The organism is Actinoplanes sp. NBRC 101535 (assembly GCF_030269225.1).
GTDB classification, from domain to species: Bacteria; Actinomycetota; Actinomycetes; order Mycobacteriales; family Micromonosporaceae; genus Actinoplanes; species Actinoplanes rectilineatus.
The window spans coordinates 503888-518179 of record NZ_BSSY01000003.1 but is presented as its reverse complement, the minus strand read 5'-3'; the positions used below and the strand labels follow the sequence as shown (position 1 = coordinate 518179).

The 14292-nt window shown below is 71.4% G+C and carries 17 protein-coding genes; 6 read left to right on the top strand and 11 right to left on the bottom strand.

The window, feature by feature from the left end; genetic code table 11:
- The first annotated feature begins 137 nt into the window (after positions 1 to 137).
- Both QSK32_RS11360 and QSK32_RS11355 read left to right on the top strand, forming a co-directional pair.
- The gene (locus QSK32_RS11360; RefSeq protein ID WP_045741322.1) at positions 138 to 1961 is read left to right on the top strand and encodes an AMP-dependent synthetase/ligase; all 1824 of its coding nucleotides are present in this window, start codon (positions 138 to 140) and stop codon (positions 1959 to 1961) included.
- Positions 1962 to 2153: 192 nt separating this feature from the next.
- Complete coding sequence (locus QSK32_RS11355) at positions 2154 to 2492, top strand: VOC family protein (protein ID WP_045741323.1); 339 nt, start codon at positions 2154 to 2156, stop codon at positions 2490 to 2492.
- 12 nt (positions 2493 to 2504) lie between these two features.
- On the opposite strand, the gene yczR is transcribed toward QSK32_RS11355, so the two are convergent.
- Complete coding sequence (gene yczR, locus QSK32_RS11350) at positions 2505 to 3971, bottom strand: MocR-like transcription factor YczR (RefSeq protein ID WP_285471845.1); 1467 nt, start codon at positions 3969 to 3971, stop codon at positions 2505 to 2507.
- A gap of 64 nt (positions 3972 to 4035) precedes the next feature.
- On the opposite strand from yczR, the gene yczE reads away from it, so the two are divergent.
- The 3 genes from yczE (at position 4036) to QSK32_RS11335 (ending at position 5697) form a co-directional block, all read left to right on the top strand.
- Positions 4036 to 4647 carry a membrane protein YczE gene (gene yczE / locus QSK32_RS11345; protein WP_502872522.1) on the top strand — a complete coding sequence of 204 codons (612 nt, stop codon included), beginning with the start codon at positions 4036 to 4038 and terminating at the stop codon, positions 4645 to 4647.
- An 88-nt stretch (positions 4648 to 4735) separates the two neighbouring features.
- Positions 4736 to 5164, top strand: a complete 429-nt coding sequence (locus tag QSK32_RS11340; RefSeq protein WP_045741326.1) for a hypothetical protein — start codon at positions 4736 to 4738, stop codon at positions 5162 to 5164.
- A gap of 251 nt (positions 5165 to 5415) precedes the next feature.
- The gene (locus QSK32_RS11335) at positions 5416 to 5697 is read left to right on the top strand and encodes a hypothetical protein (RefSeq protein WP_285471843.1); all 282 of its coding nucleotides are present in this window, start codon (positions 5416 to 5418) and stop codon (positions 5695 to 5697) included.
- Here QSK32_RS11335 and trpD read toward each other — a convergent pair.
- The 3 genes from trpD to QSK32_RS11320 all read right to left on the bottom strand — a co-directional run bounded on the left by trpD (position 5666) and on the right by QSK32_RS11320 (position 8532).
- Positions 5666 to 6700 (bottom strand): anthranilate phosphoribosyltransferase, encoded by a 1035-nt coding sequence (trpD, locus tag QSK32_RS11330; RefSeq protein WP_285471842.1) that lies wholly within the window; start codon positions 6698 to 6700, stop codon positions 5666 to 5668. The genes QSK32_RS11335 and trpD overlap by 32 nt on opposite strands.
- A 198-nt stretch (positions 6701 to 6898) precedes the next feature.
- Positions 6899 to 7660 (bottom strand): imidazole glycerol phosphate synthase subunit HisF, encoded by a 762-nt coding sequence (gene hisF, locus QSK32_RS11325; protein WP_045741331.1) that lies wholly within the window; start codon positions 7658 to 7660, stop codon positions 6899 to 6901.
- Positions 7657 to 8532 (bottom strand): EamA family transporter, encoded by an 876-nt coding sequence (locus QSK32_RS11320; RefSeq protein ID WP_285471841.1) that lies wholly within the window; start codon positions 8530 to 8532, stop codon positions 7657 to 7659. The genes hisF and QSK32_RS11320 overlap by 4 nt, the downstream gene beginning before the upstream one ends.
- Positions 8533 to 8604: 72 nt before the next feature.
- On the opposite strand from QSK32_RS11320, the gene QSK32_RS11315 reads away from it, so the two are divergent.
- Positions 8605 to 9522, top strand: coding sequence for a LysR family transcriptional regulator (locus QSK32_RS11315; RefSeq protein ID WP_285471840.1), 918 nt, complete (start codon positions 8605 to 8607; stop codon positions 9520 to 9522).
- On the opposite strand, the gene priA is transcribed toward QSK32_RS11315, so the two are convergent.
- Genes priA through hisD form a run of 7 tightly spaced genes read right to left on the bottom strand, consistent with a single transcriptional unit; the run spans position 9485 to position 14282 of the window.
- Positions 9485 to 10207 carry a bifunctional 1-(5-phosphoribosyl)-5-((5-phosphoribosylamino)methylideneamino)imidazole-4-carboxamide isomerase/phosphoribosylanthranilate isomerase PriA gene (priA, locus tag QSK32_RS11310; RefSeq protein ID WP_045741334.1) on the bottom strand — a complete coding sequence of 241 codons (723 nt, stop codon included), beginning with the start codon at positions 10205 to 10207 and terminating at the stop codon, positions 9485 to 9487. The genes QSK32_RS11315 and priA overlap by 38 nt on opposite strands.
- Complete coding sequence (locus tag QSK32_RS11305; protein ID WP_045741335.1) at positions 10204 to 10515, bottom strand: hypothetical protein; 312 nt, start codon at positions 10513 to 10515, stop codon at positions 10204 to 10206. Before QSK32_RS11305 ends, priA begins: the two co-directional genes overlap by 4 nt.
- A complete protein-coding gene (hisH, locus tag QSK32_RS11300) occupies positions 10508 to 11131 on the bottom strand; it encodes an imidazole glycerol phosphate synthase subunit HisH (protein ID WP_285471839.1) in 624 nt (207 codons plus the stop codon). The genes QSK32_RS11305 and hisH overlap by 8 nt, the downstream gene beginning before the upstream one ends.
- A 1-nt stretch (position 11132) precedes the next feature.
- Entirely contained in the window at positions 11133 to 11285 is a 153-nt protein-coding gene (locus tag QSK32_RS11295; RefSeq protein WP_502872526.1) for a CG2302 family histidine operon protein, read from the bottom strand.
- Positions 11286 to 11290: 5 nt separating this feature from the next.
- Positions 11291 to 11902: an imidazoleglycerol-phosphate dehydratase HisB gene (gene hisB, locus QSK32_RS11290; protein WP_045741337.1), complete on the bottom strand. Its 612-nt coding sequence runs from the start codon at positions 11900 to 11902 to the stop codon at positions 11291 to 11293.
- A complete protein-coding gene (locus QSK32_RS11285; protein WP_045741338.1) occupies positions 11902 to 12975 on the bottom strand; it encodes a histidinol-phosphate transaminase in 1074 nt (357 codons plus the stop codon). The genes hisB and QSK32_RS11285 overlap by 1 nt, the downstream gene beginning before the upstream one ends.
- Positions 12972 to 14282 (bottom strand): histidinol dehydrogenase, encoded by a 1311-nt coding sequence (gene hisD, locus QSK32_RS11280; RefSeq protein ID WP_045741339.1) that lies wholly within the window; start codon positions 14280 to 14282, stop codon positions 12972 to 12974. The genes QSK32_RS11285 and hisD overlap by 4 nt, the downstream gene beginning before the upstream one ends.
- Positions 14283 to 14292: the final 10 nt, after the last annotated feature.

The following is a 14292-nucleotide window of genomic DNA, read 5'->3' as shown; positions in this document are numbered from 1 at the left end:
GCGAGCGGACCGGGCCGAACGGCCTGGCTAGGATCGACGGTAAAGGGCGTGACACCCTAGCCGTGTTTCCACATGACCATTACTCTGCGGTAACGCTGACGTTACGCACCCCCCGTACAGGTTGAAGGCGGCTTCCGATGGCTCTCGAGGTTCCCTACCGGTCGATTCCGGACATGCTCTTCCAGCGCGTGGCGAAAACCCCGGACAGCCGGGCGTTCGCCGCCCCGAACGCCGACGACAGCGGGCCGGCCTGGCTCACCTGGCGCCAGGTGGGTGAGCGCGCCAAGGCGATAGCCGCCGGACTGCACGGGCTGGGCGTCGGCATCGAGGACCGGGTCGCCATCCTGTCCAACACCCGGCTCGAGTGGGTCCTGGTCGACCTCGGCATCAACGTCGCCGGTGCCGCCGCCACCACGGTCTACCCGACCACCGAGCCCGAGGACACCGCGTTCATCGTGGCCGACTCCGGGTCCCGGGTGCTGATCGCCGAGAACCCCCGGCAGGCGCTGAAGATCTCCGGCACCGAGACCTCGGTGACCACCGTCGTGCTGATCGACGGACCGGCCGACGCCGGTGCCACCCCGCCTCAGATCACCCTCGCCGAGCTTGAGGAACGCGGCGCCACCGCGCTGCGCGACGACCCCAGCCTGATCGACGACGTGATCGCCCGGCTCACTCCGGACCATGTCGCCACCCTGATCTACACCTCCGGCACGACCGGCCGGCCCAAGGGCGTGGAACTGCTCCACAAGGGCTGGACCTGGGAGGGTGTCGCACAGGACCACCTGGGCCTGTTCTCCCCCGAGGACCTGCACTACCTGTGGCTGCCGATGTCGCACGCATTCGGCAAGACCCTGCTCTGCGGCATCGTGCACGTGGGGGTGCCGACCTACGTCGACGGCCGGGTCGACAAGCTGATCGACCTGCTCTCGGTGATCAAGCCGACCCTGATGTGCGCCCCGCCGCGGATCTTCGAGAAGGTCTACAACAAGACCGTCACCAGCGGCCTGAGCGGCACCGGCCTCAAGCCGAAGATCTTCAGCTGGGCGGTCGCCACCGGTAAGAGGAAGGTCGCCCTCGAACAGTCCGGCCGGGCGCTCCCGCTGCCGCTCAAGGTGCAGTACGCGATCGCCGAGAAGCTGGTCTTCTCGAAGCTGCAGCAGAAACTCGGCGGCAACCTGCGCGTTCTGGTCAGCGGTTCCGCGGCCCTCAGCAGCGAGATCTCCGAGTTCTTCGCCGCCGCCAACCTGCCGATCCTCGAGGGCTACGGCATGACCGAGGCCTGCGCCGGCAACTTCGTCAACCGCTACGGCCGCCTCAAGATCGGCACGGTCGGTGAGGCGATCGGCGACATCGAGGTCCGCATCGACACCGACGGCGAGGTGCTGCTGCGCGGCGCTCCCGTCATGCGCGGCTACCACAACCTGCCCGAGGAGACCGCCGGCGCCTTCACCGAGGACGGCTTCCTGCGCACCGGTGACATCGGCGAACTCGACGCCGACGGCTATCTGAAGATCACGGACCGCAAGAAGGACCTGGTCAAGACCTCCGGCGGCAAGTTCATCGCCCCGTCCGCGATCGAGGGTTCCTTCAAGGCCGTCTGCCCGTACACCTCGCAGGCGGTCGTGGTCGGCCAGTCCCGCAACTTCGTCACCATGCTGATCTCGCTCGACGAGGACGCCATCAAGACGTGGGCCGCGTCCGGTCCGCTGGCCGGCAAGTCCTACGAGGAGATCATCGCGGCCCGCGAGACCCACGACCTGGTCGAGGGCTTCATCACCGAGCTCAACGGCAAGCTGAACCGGTGGGAGACGGTCAAGAAGTTCACCATCCTCCCCCGTGACCTGAGCATCGAGGCCGGCGAGATCACCCCGTCCATGAAGATCAAGCGCCGCAGCGTGGAAGCCAACTTCGCCGACGAGATCAACAAGATGTATGCGGGCTCGCTCGCCCAGATCTGATCCTCGTCCGTCCCCCTTCCTCCCGAGGCCGGCGCTGCTCAGCGCCGGCTTCCTGGCTTTCCGGGTACGCCCGGAGCCCCGTCCACCGTTCGCGGGCGGTCCGGCGTACCCCGGAAAGGTTCTGACCTCGGAGAGCCCTCCCGGCGCCTACCGTGAGGAGGACGACGGCCGTGGGCACCGCAGGGGGTGGGCATGACGATCCGGACGATCACCGTCCCGGTCAAGGATCTGGACGCCGCGAAGGCGCTCTACCGGACGCTGCTCGGTGTCGAGCCCTACGTCGATCAACCGTTCTACGTCGGGTTCCGGCCCGACGGCGCACCGGAGCTGGGCCTCGATCCGCACGGTGACGTCGGCGCAGGGCCGGTCACCTACTGGCACGTGGACGACATGACAGCGAGTATCGCGGCGCTGGAAGCGGCCGGCGCGGGCATCGAACGATCACCGCACGACGTGGGCGACGGCAGCCTGATCGCGACGCTGCGCGACGTCGACGGGCACCTGATCGGGCTGTTCCAGAAGACCGCGTGACGGACCGCGGACTCAGGCGATCACCGCGGGTGCCCGGCAGGCCGGCGCGGTCACGTGGTCCAGGTCGTGGCGGACCGAGGCGATCCGGCGGACCGCCTCGGTCAGGTCCTCCGGCGGCAGGCTGAACGGCAGGCGCAGGAACCGTTCCAGCGTGCCGTCCAGGCCGAAACGCGGGCCGGGCGCCAGACGCACCCCCACGTCCTCGGCGGCCCGGGAGAGGGCGCTGGAGATCGGCCCGTCCAGCTCCACCCACAGCGACGCGCCGCCGGACGGGACGGTGAAACGCCACTCGGGCAACATCTCGCGCAGTGCCGCCACCAGCACGTCGCGGCGGGTGCGGAGCTGTTCGCGGCGGGCGGCCAGGATCTGGCCGGCCTGGTTCAGCAGGTGCACGGCGACGATCTGCTCGAGCACCGGGCTGGCCATGTCGACGCCGACCCGGATCGCGGCGAGGCGCTGCACCAGCGGGGCGGAGGCGCGCACCCAGCCGATGCGCAGCCCACCCCAGTACGGCTTGCTCATCCCGCCGATCGAGGTGACCCTCGAATGCCGGTCGAAGACGGCCACCGGGGGCGGCATGGCCGGGTCCCCGAGAGGCAGGTCGAGGGGCAGGTCGACGAACGACTCGTCGACGACGAGCTCGGTGCCGCTGGCGTGTGCCGCGGCGACCAGGCGTTCGCGCAGGTCGGCGGTCATCAGGTGGCCGGTCGGGTTGTGGAACTCGGGGATCATGTAGGCCAGGCGCGGCCGGGTCTGCCGGAGCGCGCCGAACAGCATCTCGGCGTCCCAGCCGGTGGCCGTGTCCAGGCCGTGGGTGCCGATCCGGGCGCGGCGGGCGGCCAGCGCGGCCAGCGCGTTCGGATAGGTGGGCGTCTCGACCAGCACCGGGGCGCCCGCCGGCACGGACAGCCGGAGCACCAGGTCGAGGGCCTGCTGGGTGCCGCCGGTGATCAGGATCTGCTCGGCGGAGGTGGGCACGCCGCGGGCGGTGTAGCCGTCGGCGACCGCGGACCGCAGCTCGGGCAGGCCGGTCGGGTGGTAACCCGCGGTGCCCAGGTATCGCGGCAGGTCGTCGGCGGCGGCCCGGGCCGCGGCGACCAGTTCGTCGGGCGCGGCCGACGCGGCCACCCCCAGGTCGATCATGTCGACGTCGTCGCCGGGGGTCCACAGGCCGGAGGTGGCCACCCGGTGCCCGTTCGGCAGGGTGGTCCAACTGCCCGCGCCGCGCCGGCTGGTCAGGTGGCCGCTCTCGCGCAGGGCCCGGTAGGACGCCGACACCGTGGTGCGGCTCACCTCCAGGGACTCGGCCAGCTCGCGTTCGGCGGGCAGCCGGACGCCGAGGGCCAGCCGGCCGTCGGCGAGCAGACCCCGTACGGCGGCGGCGAGCGCCGCGTAGTCCGGGTTGCGCCGCCGCCCCGGCAGCGCGTGCCACCGGCCCAGCAGCCGCGCCAATTGGCCCCCGCGGATCGACGTCGTCATGGCCACCTCCCCAGGATTGGCACTTTATCATCGGCGGATTGGCATCGAGAGTGGCTTTATGATCATGTCCCGTCGACTCGTTCAACTCTTCGTGGGCCTCGGCCTCTACGGCGCCAGCATGGCCCTGATGGTGCGATCCGGACTCGGCCTCAACCCGTGGGACGTCTTCCACCAGGGCCTGTCCCGGGTGACCGGCATCAGCTTCGGATGGGTGGTGCTGCTCGTCGGCGTACCGGTCCTGCTGCTCTGGATCCCGCTGCGGCAACGCCCCGGCGTCGGCACGGTCGCCAACCTGCTCGTGGTCGGCTTCTCCGCGGACGCGGCACTCGCCGTCCTGCCCGAAGCCGAGACGCTGCCGACCCGGGTCGGACTGCTCGTCGGCGGGATCCTGCTCAACGGTTTCGCCTCCGGCCTCTACATCGGCAGCCGCATGGGCCCCGGTCCGAGGGACGGTCTGATGACAGGACTGAACACACGTTTTCCGCGACTCTCGATCCGGGTCATCCGCACCGGCATCGAGCTGACCGTGCTCGGCGCGGGCGTCCTCCTGGGCGGCACGTTCGGGCTCGGCACCATCGCGTACGCCCTGGCCATCGGCCCTCTGGTACACCTTTTCCTGCCGCTGCTGACGGTGCCGGAGAGGGCGCCCGTACCCGCTGCAACGATCTTGAACTGATCGATGCCGGTTTGACGCTGATCACAACCCGGTGATCATCCGGACACATTCGCTTCCCGGTGAGCCGACGGCACGGCATCATTGCGCCATGGGGGCCGGCGGCTGGAACTGGAACGACGCTTGGATCTTCGTCTCCGCGGTCATCGCGGAGCGACTGGAGCGCGATCGGGCGCTGCACGCCGCCCTGCCGGTCGGCGGCGCGACCCTGGCGGACCTGCTGGCCGCGGCCGACTTCCTGCACCAGAGCGTGCCGAGCCGCGACGACCTCGAAGAGTCGATCCGCCGCCTCACCGGCGCCGGCCTGCTCACCGTCGACGACGACGTGATCGAGGTCGCGCCGGCCGGCGAACAGCTATGGCGGACCCGGCCGTTCAGCGGCCTCTCCTCCGCCGTGATGACCCTGCAGGCCCAGCTGAACCGGGCCGCCGAGCCGGGGCGGGCCGACTGGTCCCTGGACGAGCGGGCCTACGCCGCGGCCGTCCGCGAATACAGCCTGCGCCTCGCCGACGGCCGCTGACCCGCGCGCCGGACCTCCCTCCGCAACCACCGATACGGTTGAATGACCACGGAAGGTGACGGCTGAAGGGGGCATCGATGACCCAGACCCCTTTCGTGCTGACCGTCCGCGAAACACTGAGCCTCCTCCAGGCGGGCCGATTTCGGACCCCCTGAGCATGCCGGGACGCCCTGTCCTGGGTCAGATATTCGAGCTGGTCCCTGCGGTACCACCCGTCCGGGCGAACCGCGCTCAGCCCGGCGTACGACTTCGTGTCCACCATCGTCTACCAGCCGTTCCACGCCGACGGACTGGCCCTCAACCTGGACCGGTCGAAGGATTTCGGCACCGTCACGCCCGCGACCTTCCGCCGGTTCGGCGAGCGGATCGGCTATCCCGTACCCGAAGAACTGGAAACGCTCGCCGGGGCCTTCACCGACCGCATGCGGGAGACATGGCGCTCGGTCATCGCCGGCGGCATGCCGCTCACGCCGGAGATGACCGAGCTGATCCGGGCCCGCCTCAGCGGCCTTCCGCTGGCCCGGCTGTCCTGACCGCGGCGCCCACCCAGCTCTTGAGGGTCACCGCGGCCGCGCCCGAGTCGATCGCCTCCGCGCAGCGCCGCATGCCGTCCGCCAGGTCGCACCGGCCGGTCGCCAGCAGTGCGGCGCCCGCGTTCAGCAGCACCGCGTCCCGCACCGGGCCCGGCTCGCCCGCAACCAAAGCGTGCATCACCCGGGCGTTGGCCGCCGCGTCGCCGCCTCGCAACGCGCCCGGCGCCGGCCGGGCCAGCCCCAGCTCGCGCGGGTCGAGCACCTCGTGGCGGGCTGATCCATCACGGACCGTCCACAGCTGGGACGTCGTGGCCGTGCTCAGTTTGTCAAGGCCGTCGTCGCCGCGAACCACCAGCGCGGACTCGCCGCGGTCCCGCAGCACCTCCACGATCACCGGCAGCATCCGCGGGTTCGCCACCCCGACCACCCGGTGAGTCGGTGACACCGGGTTGATCAGCGGGCCGAGCACGTTGAAGACGGTCGGCACCCCGAGGGTCCGGCGGATCGGGCCGGCGTGCCGCATCCCGGGATGGACGGTCGGGGCGAACAGGAACGTGACACCCGCCTCGGCGGCCACCGCGGCACTGCGAGCCGGGGACAGGTCGAGCGGTACGCCCAGCGCCTCCACCAGGTCGGCCGAGCCGGCGCTGGTCGCCGACGCCGCCCGTCCACCGTGTTTGACCACGGTCACCCCGGTCGCGGCGACCACCACGGACGCCATCGTCGAGATGTTCACCGCGTTCGTACCGTCGCCGCCGGTGCCCGCGATGTCCAGGGTGGGGCCGGGAACGCGTACCAAGGTGGCGGCTGCCAGCAGCGCGGTGACGAACCCGCCCACCTCGGCCGCCGTCTCGCCCTTGGCCCGTAGGGCCACCAGGAGGGCGGCGACGTGCACCGGGTCGGCCTCGCCGCCGACGATCCGTTCCATCGCCCAGCGGGCCTCGTCCGGCGTCAGGTCGGTGCCGGCGAGCAGCCGGGCGAGCAGGCCGGGAAAGGTCGTCACGATGGTCCTCCGAGGGTGTCATGCCTCGGAAGGGGGCCACCTCACCGAGGCGGCCGTTGTTTGAACACACGGGGACCGCCGGTCAGGCGGGCCACCACATGTTCGTCATGGCGACGACCCTATCAGCGCACCGAGACGCCGGAGGAGCGCGACGACCCGATCAGCGCACCGAGACGCCGGAGGAGCGCGACGACCCGATCAGCGCACCGGGGCGCCGGAGGAGCGCAGGACGTCCTTGACCTCGCCGATCGTCAGGTCCCCGAAGTGGAAGACGCTGGCGGCGAGCACCGCGTCCGCCCCGGCCTCCACCGCCGGCGGGAAGTGTTCGACCATGCCGGCGCCGCCGCTGGCGATCACCGGGATGTCCACCACGGCCCGGACCGCGCGGATCAGCGCCAGGTCGAAGCCGGCTTTGGTGCCGTCGGCGTCCATCGAGTTGAGCAGGATCTCGCCCGCGCCCAGGTCGGCGACCCGGGCCGCCCACTCGATCGCGTCCAGGCCGGCGCTGCGGCGCCCGCCGTGCGTGGTGACCTCCCAGCCGCTGGGTTGCCCGTCGGAGCGGCGCACGTCGAGGGAGAGCACCAGCACCTGGTTGCCGAAGCGTTCGGCGATCTCCCGGATCAGGTCGGGGCGGGCGATGGCGGCGGTGTTCACGCCGACCTTGTCCGCGCCGGCGCGCAGCAGGACGTCCACGTTCGCCACCGAGCGGACGCCGCCGCCGACGGTGAGTGGGATGAACACCGACTCGGCGGTGCGCCGGACGACGTCGAGCATGGTGCCGCGGTCGTCCGAGGAGGCCGTCACGTCGAGGAAGGTCAGCTCGTCCGCCCCGGCGGCGTCGTACGCCGCGGCCAGCTCGACCGGGTCGCCCGCGTCGCGCAGGTCGGCGAAGTTGACGCCCTTCACCACCCGTCCGGCGTCCACGTCCAGGCAGGGGATAACACGCACCGCGACCGTCATGGCGCAACATTAGCGAGAACGGCGGGACGGGTTCGGACCAGTCCCAGGAGCACACCGCCGACGACCAGTGTCCCGCCGATCACGTCGACGGTGTGGACCCGTTCGCCGAGGAACACCGCGGCGGAGGCCATGCCGAAGAACGGGACGAGCATGGAGAACGGCGCGACGGTGGCGGCCCCGTACCGGCGCAGCAGGAAACCCCATCCGGCGAACCCGGCCAGGGTCGAGATCAGCGCGATGTAGAGCAGCGCCAGCACCGCCTCGACGTTGATCGCCCGCAGCGCGGCGAGGTCGGCGGCCGGGCCGTCGACGATCAGGGAGAGGACCAGCAGCGGGCCGGTGGAGAGGGCGCTGACCCAGACCATGAAGCGCAGCGAGTCCGGCGGCGCGGCCTGCCGGGTGGCCACGTTGGCCAGCCCCCAGGCCACCGCCGCGCCGATCACCAGTAGGAACGCCGGCAGGGCGGCGCCCATGCGGGTGGCCACGAGCAGCACTCCGGCGGCGGCCAGTGCCAGGCCGGCGATCTGCACCGCCCGGGGGCGTTCGCGCAGGAAGAGCACCGCGAAGAGCATGGTGAAGACGGCCTGGCTCTGCAGGACCAGCGAGCTGAGGCCGGCCGGCATGCCGCCGGCCATGCCGGCGAAGAGCAGCGAGAACTTGGTGACGCCGAGGGTGAGGGCGACGGCGGCGACCCAGCGCCAGGGCACTTGCGGGCGGCCCACCAGCAGTACGGCGGGGAAGGCGGCGAGCCCGAAGCGCAGCGCGGAGAAGAGCAGTGGCGGGAAGTGGTCCAGTCCGATGTCGATGACGACGAAGTTGATGCCCCAGATGGCCGCCACGGCGACGGCGAGGGCCAGGTCACGCGCTCTCATCCGGTCAGCCTCGCGCCATCAGACCGTTAAGCACCAGCAAAATAACCTACACGCAGGATGTAGCATCGCTACATGATTGATCTGGGCAGACTGCGGGCGCTGCACGCGGTGGCCAGCTACGGCACGGTCCTCGCCGCCGGCCAGGCGCTGCACTGCACGCCGTCCGCGGTCTCCCAGCAGATCGCCAAGCTGGAACGCGAGACCGGCGCCACCCTGGTGGAGAAGGACGGCCGGCGGCTACGGCTCACCGAGGCCGGCCGGGTCCTCGCCGGGCACGCCGAGCGGGTGCTGACCAGCGTCGACGAGGCGGAGGCCGCACTCGCCGCGCACCGCGACACGGTCACCGGGCGCCTCACCATGTCGACCTTCGCGACGGCCTGCCGGGCACTGCTGCCGCACGTGCTGCGCCGCCTGGCCACCGATCATCCGCAGCTGACCACCGGTGTGATCGAGGTCAACCCGCACGAGGGCCTGGAACTGCTGCGCCGCGGTCACGTCGACCTGGCAGTGCTCGACGACTGGCCGGAGGTGGGCCTGCACTATCCGAGCGGGGTGACGAAACTGACGCTCGGCGACGACCACGCCGACCTCATCGTGCCGGCCGGCCATCACCTGACCGGCACGGTCACCCTGGAGCAGGCCCGCCACGAGCGGTGGATCTCGGTGCGGGCCGGCGACGTCTGCTACGAATACCTGATCCGCAAACTGCCCGGCCTGGTGCCGGACTTCCAGCTGGGCGAGTTCGAGACCCAGCTGACGCTGATCGCCGCCGGGGTGGGCATCGCGCTGATGCCCCGGCTGGCCCGGCCGGTGCTGCCACCGGGGGTGCGGGTGGTCACGGTCACCCCGTTGCCCACCCGCGGCGTCGTGCTGGCCTGGCGGGATTCGGCGGCGGCCCGTCCCGCGATCCGGGCCGCCGTGCGGGCTCTCCAGGAAGCGTGGGCGGCCCGGATCAGCCCGCCAGAACCGCCAGCGCCTCGCGCACCGTGAACGCTCCGGCATAGAGCGCCTTGCCCGCGATGACACCCTCGACCCCGACCGGCTCCAGCGTCGCCAGGGCCCGCAGGTCGTCGAGCGTGGAGACGCCGCCGCTGGCGATCACCGGCTTGTCGGTGGCCGCGCAGACCTCGCGGAGCAGTTCCAGGTTCGGACCACGCATGGTGCCGTCCTTGGTGATGTCAGTCACGACATAACGGGATGCGCCCGCCTTGTCCAGTCGGGCCAGCACCTCGTACAGGTCCCCGCCGTCCCGGGTCCAGCCCCGCGCCGACAGCGTCCGGCCCCGCACGTCCAGGCCGATCGCGACCCGGTCGCCGTACTCGCCGCAGATCCGGTCGCACCACTCCGGGTCCTCCAGCGCCGCAGTCCCGATGTTGACCCGCTGCGCGCCGGTGCTCAGCGCCCGGGTCAGCGACTCGTCGTCGCGGATCCCGCCGGACAACTCCACCTTCACGTCGAGACGCCGCACCACGTCGGCCAGCAACTCCGCGTTCGACCCGCGACCGAACGCCGCGTCCAGGTCGACCAGGTGGATCCACTCGGAGCCGTCGTTCTGCCAGGCCAGCGCCGCCTCCAGCGGATCGCCGTAGGCGGTCTCCGACCCGGCGGCGCCCTGCACCAGCCGGACGGCCTGACCGTCCGCGACATCGACGGCGGGCAACAGTTGAAGAGTCACGTTTTTCTCCAGAGGACGACGAACACCGGCACGGCGAGGACCAGCATGGCGGTGAGGATGATGCGCAGGGGCAGATCCGGGATCAGCGTCCAGACCACGGCGACAGCCAGCAGCGTGACGACCGCGATGCCGAGCCGCTGACGCCGGCTGTGACGGTGCAGCCGGCCGTCACGCCCGAAACGGGGCGTGATCGCCCGCTTCTTCTCCCGGAACCAGGACCGCCGGGCCACCCTGCGGGCCCGGACGGCCTTCTGCCGTTCCAGGACGACGAGCCGTTCCGCCCGCCGCCGCTGACGTTCCTTACTCAAGCCCGGCGACCCAGTTGCGCAGCAACAGGTAACCGGCGTCCGCGGATTTCTCCGGGTGGAACTGGGCCGCGCTGAGCGCGCCGAACTCCACCACGGCGGCGAACGGCAGATCATGGCTCGCGGTGGTCACCTCGGCACCGGCCTCTGCCAGAACTTCAAGATCTTGTGCCGCGTACGAGTGAACGAAGTAGAACCGCTCCCCCGCCTCGAGACCGGTCAGCAGACGGGACCCGGACGGCGCCTGCACGGTGTTCCAGCCCATGTGCGGAATCCGCGCGGCCGACAGCTTGGTGACCGACCCGGGCAGCAGGCCCAGCCCCTTGGTCTCCACGCCGTGCTCCACCCCGGACTCGAACAGCACCTGCATGCCGACGCAGATGCCCAGCACCGGACGGCCCGCCGCGACCCGCCCGGCGATGACCGGTCCCGCACCGAGCTCCTCGATACCGGCCATGCACGCCGCGTACGCCCCGACACCCGGCACCACCAGGCCGTCCGCGGCGGCTGCCACGTCCAGGTCGCTGGTGACCGTCACGTCGGCGCCGGTGCGGGCGACCGCCCGCTCGGCCGACCGCAGGTTTCCCGACCCGTAGTCGAGGATCACCACACCGGGCATGTCAGGCTTCCCCCGTCGGCCACCAGGCGAACCCGCCCGCGGTCGCCAGCAGCGCCAGCACACCGGTGATCCCGATGCTGAACCTGGTCGCGTCCGACTTGACCAGCTGGATCACGCCGCCGACCAGGATGCCGGCCAGCGCGAACAGCGCCATCGAGATCACAGCACCCCCTTGGTGGAGGGCAGCGCACCCGCGTTGCGCGGATCGATCTCGACGGCCTCACGCAGCGCCCGCGAGAACGCCTTGAACTGGGCCTCCACCACGTGGTGCGCGTCCGGGTGACCGCCCGGGCGGCAGGCGCGCAGCACGTCCACGTGCAGGGTCACCTTGGCCGCGTGGCCGAACGCCTCGAAGATGTGCCGGGTCATGCTGGTCGCGTAGACCGGGCCGATGTACGGCGTGAGCAGCGGCTCGTCGTGCACCACGTACGGCCGGCCGGACAGGTCCACGGCGGCCCGCACCAGTACCTCGTCCATCGGGATGGTGGCCGAGCCGTACCGCCGGATGCCGCGCTTGTCCCCGAGCGCCTGCGCGAACGCCTCGCCCAGCGCGATCGCGGTGTCCTCGATGGTGTGGTGCGAGTCGATCTCGAGGTCGCCCTCGGTCCGCACCGTCAGGTCGAACCCGCCGTGCTTGGCGAGCTGGTTGAGCATGTGGTCGTAGAAACCGACCCCGGTGCTCAGATCGCCCTTGCCGGTGCCGTCGAGGTCGATCTCGACGAGCACCTTGGTCTCGTTGGTGACGCGGTCGATCCGCCCGGTGCGACTCACTACAAGATCTCCTCAGCGGCGTTCAGGAATGCGGTGGTCTCGGCCTCGGTGCCGGCGGTGACGCGCAGCCAGCCGGGCAGTCCGACGTCGCGGATCAGCACGCCCCGGTCGAGGAAGGCCTGCCAGTCCGCTTTCTGATCTTTCGAGACGGCGAACAACACGAAATTGGCGTCCGACGCGGCGACCTTGACGCCTCGGGAGGTGAGCACCGACACGATCCGGTCCCGCTGCTCCTTGATCGCGTCGACCGTGGCCAGCAGCGACTCCCGGTGCACCACGGCCGCCCGCGCCGCCGCCTGGGTGATCGCCGACAGGTGGTACGGCAACCGGACCAGCTGCACCGCGTCCACCACGGCCGGGTCGGCGGCCAGGTAGCCCAGCCGGCCGCCGGCGAACCCGAACGCCTTGCTCATCGTCCGGGACACCACCAGCCGCGGGTGCCCGGCCAGCAGGGTCAGCGCGCTCGGCGTGCCCGGCCGGGCGAATTCGGTGTACGCCTCGTCGACGACCACCATGCCCCGGGCCGCGCCCAGGATCGCGTCGATCACCGCCGGGTCCAGCGCGGTGCCGGTCGGGTTGTTCGGCGAACAGACGAACACCAGGTCCGGGTCGTGTCTCTCGATCTCGGCGACCGCGTCCTCCGGGCTCAGCCCGAAATCGGGGTCGCGCAGCGCGCCGATCCAGGTGGTGCCGGTGCCGGCCGCGAGCAGCGGATGCATCGAATACGACGGTCCGAAGCCGAGCGCCGTGCGGCCGGGACCGCCGAAGCACTGCAGGAGCTGCTGCTGCACCTCGTTGGAACCGTTGGCCGCCCACACGTTCGCCGTGGTCAGGCCATGCCCGAGGTACGCCGCCAGCTCGGTGCGCAGGGCGATCGCGTCGCGGTCCGGGTAGCGGTTGAGGTCCCGCAGCTCGGCCTGCACGGCCTTGCCGATCGCCTCGACCACGTCCTCCGGCACCGGGTAGGAGTTCTCGTTCGTGTTCAGCCGCACGGCGACGTCGAGCTGCGGAGCGCCGTAGGGCGTCTTGCCGCGCAGGTCGTCACGGATCGGCAGATCGTCGATCGTCGTCATCGGGCGAACCTGACCTTCACCGCGTCACCGTGCGCGGGCAGGTCCTCGGCGTTGGCCAGCGCCACCACGTGACCGGCGACGTCCTTCAGGGCCGCCTCGCTGTATTCCACGACGTGGATGCCCCGCAGGAAGGACTGCACCGACAGGCCGGACGAGTGCCGGGCACAGCCGCCGGTCGGCAGCACGTGGTTGGAGCCGGCCGCGTAGTCGCCCAGCGACACCGGCGCCCACGCCCCCACGAAGATCGCCCCGGCGTTGCGGACCCGCATGGCCCACTGCCGGGCGTCCCGCGTCTGGATCTCCAGGTGCTCAGCCGCGTACGCGTCGACGACCGCCAGCCCCTGCTCCAGGTCGTCGACGAGCACCACGCCCGACTGCTCGCCGGTCAGCGCGGTGCGGACCCGCTCCTCGTGCTTGGTCGCCGCGACCTGGACCGTGAGCTCGGCCTCGACCGCGTCGACGAGCGCCGGCGAGTCGGTCACCAGGACACTCGCGGCCAGCGGGTCGTGCTCGGCCTGACTGATCAGGTCGGCGGCGACGTGCCGCGGGTCGGCGGTGTCGTCGGCGAGGATGGCGATCTCGGTCGGACCGGCCTCGGCGTCGATGCCGACCGTGCCGCGCAGCAGCCGTTTCGCCGCGGTCACCCAGATGTTGCCCGGTCCGGTGATCACGTCGACCGGCTCGCAACGGTCACCGGCGTCCACGCCGTCAGCCCCGTAGCCGAGCATCGCGACGGCCTGGGCGCCACCGACCGCGTAGACCTCCGTCACACCGAGCAGGGCACACGCGGCCAGCACCCGGGAATCCGGCAGGCCGCCGTTGGACGGCTGCGGCGGCGATGCCACCACCAGCGCGTCGACACCCGCCTCCTGGGCCGGCACCACGTTCATGACCACGGTGGACGGGTAGACCGCCAGGCCACCCGGGACGTAGAGGCCGACCCGGCGCACCGGCACCCAGCGCTCGGTCACCGTGCCGCCGTCGACCACCTGGGTGGTCGTGTCGGTCCGCCGCTGGTCGGCGTGCACCTTGCGGGCCCGGGCGATCACCTCGAGCAGCGCGGCGCGAACCTCGGGCTCGAGCGTCTCGGCCGCTGCGGCGATCGCCGCAGCGGGCACTCGCAGACGCTCCAGGGTGACACCGTCGAACCTCTCGGTCGCCTCCCGGATCGCGCTGAAACCATGCTGATGCACCGCCTCGACGACCGGGCGGATCCGCTCGACAGCCACAGAGACGTCGAGCTGGGCACGGGGCAGCAGTCCGCGCGGGTCCGGCCGGGAGCCGCGCAGGTCGATCCGATTCAGCACTCGACCAGTT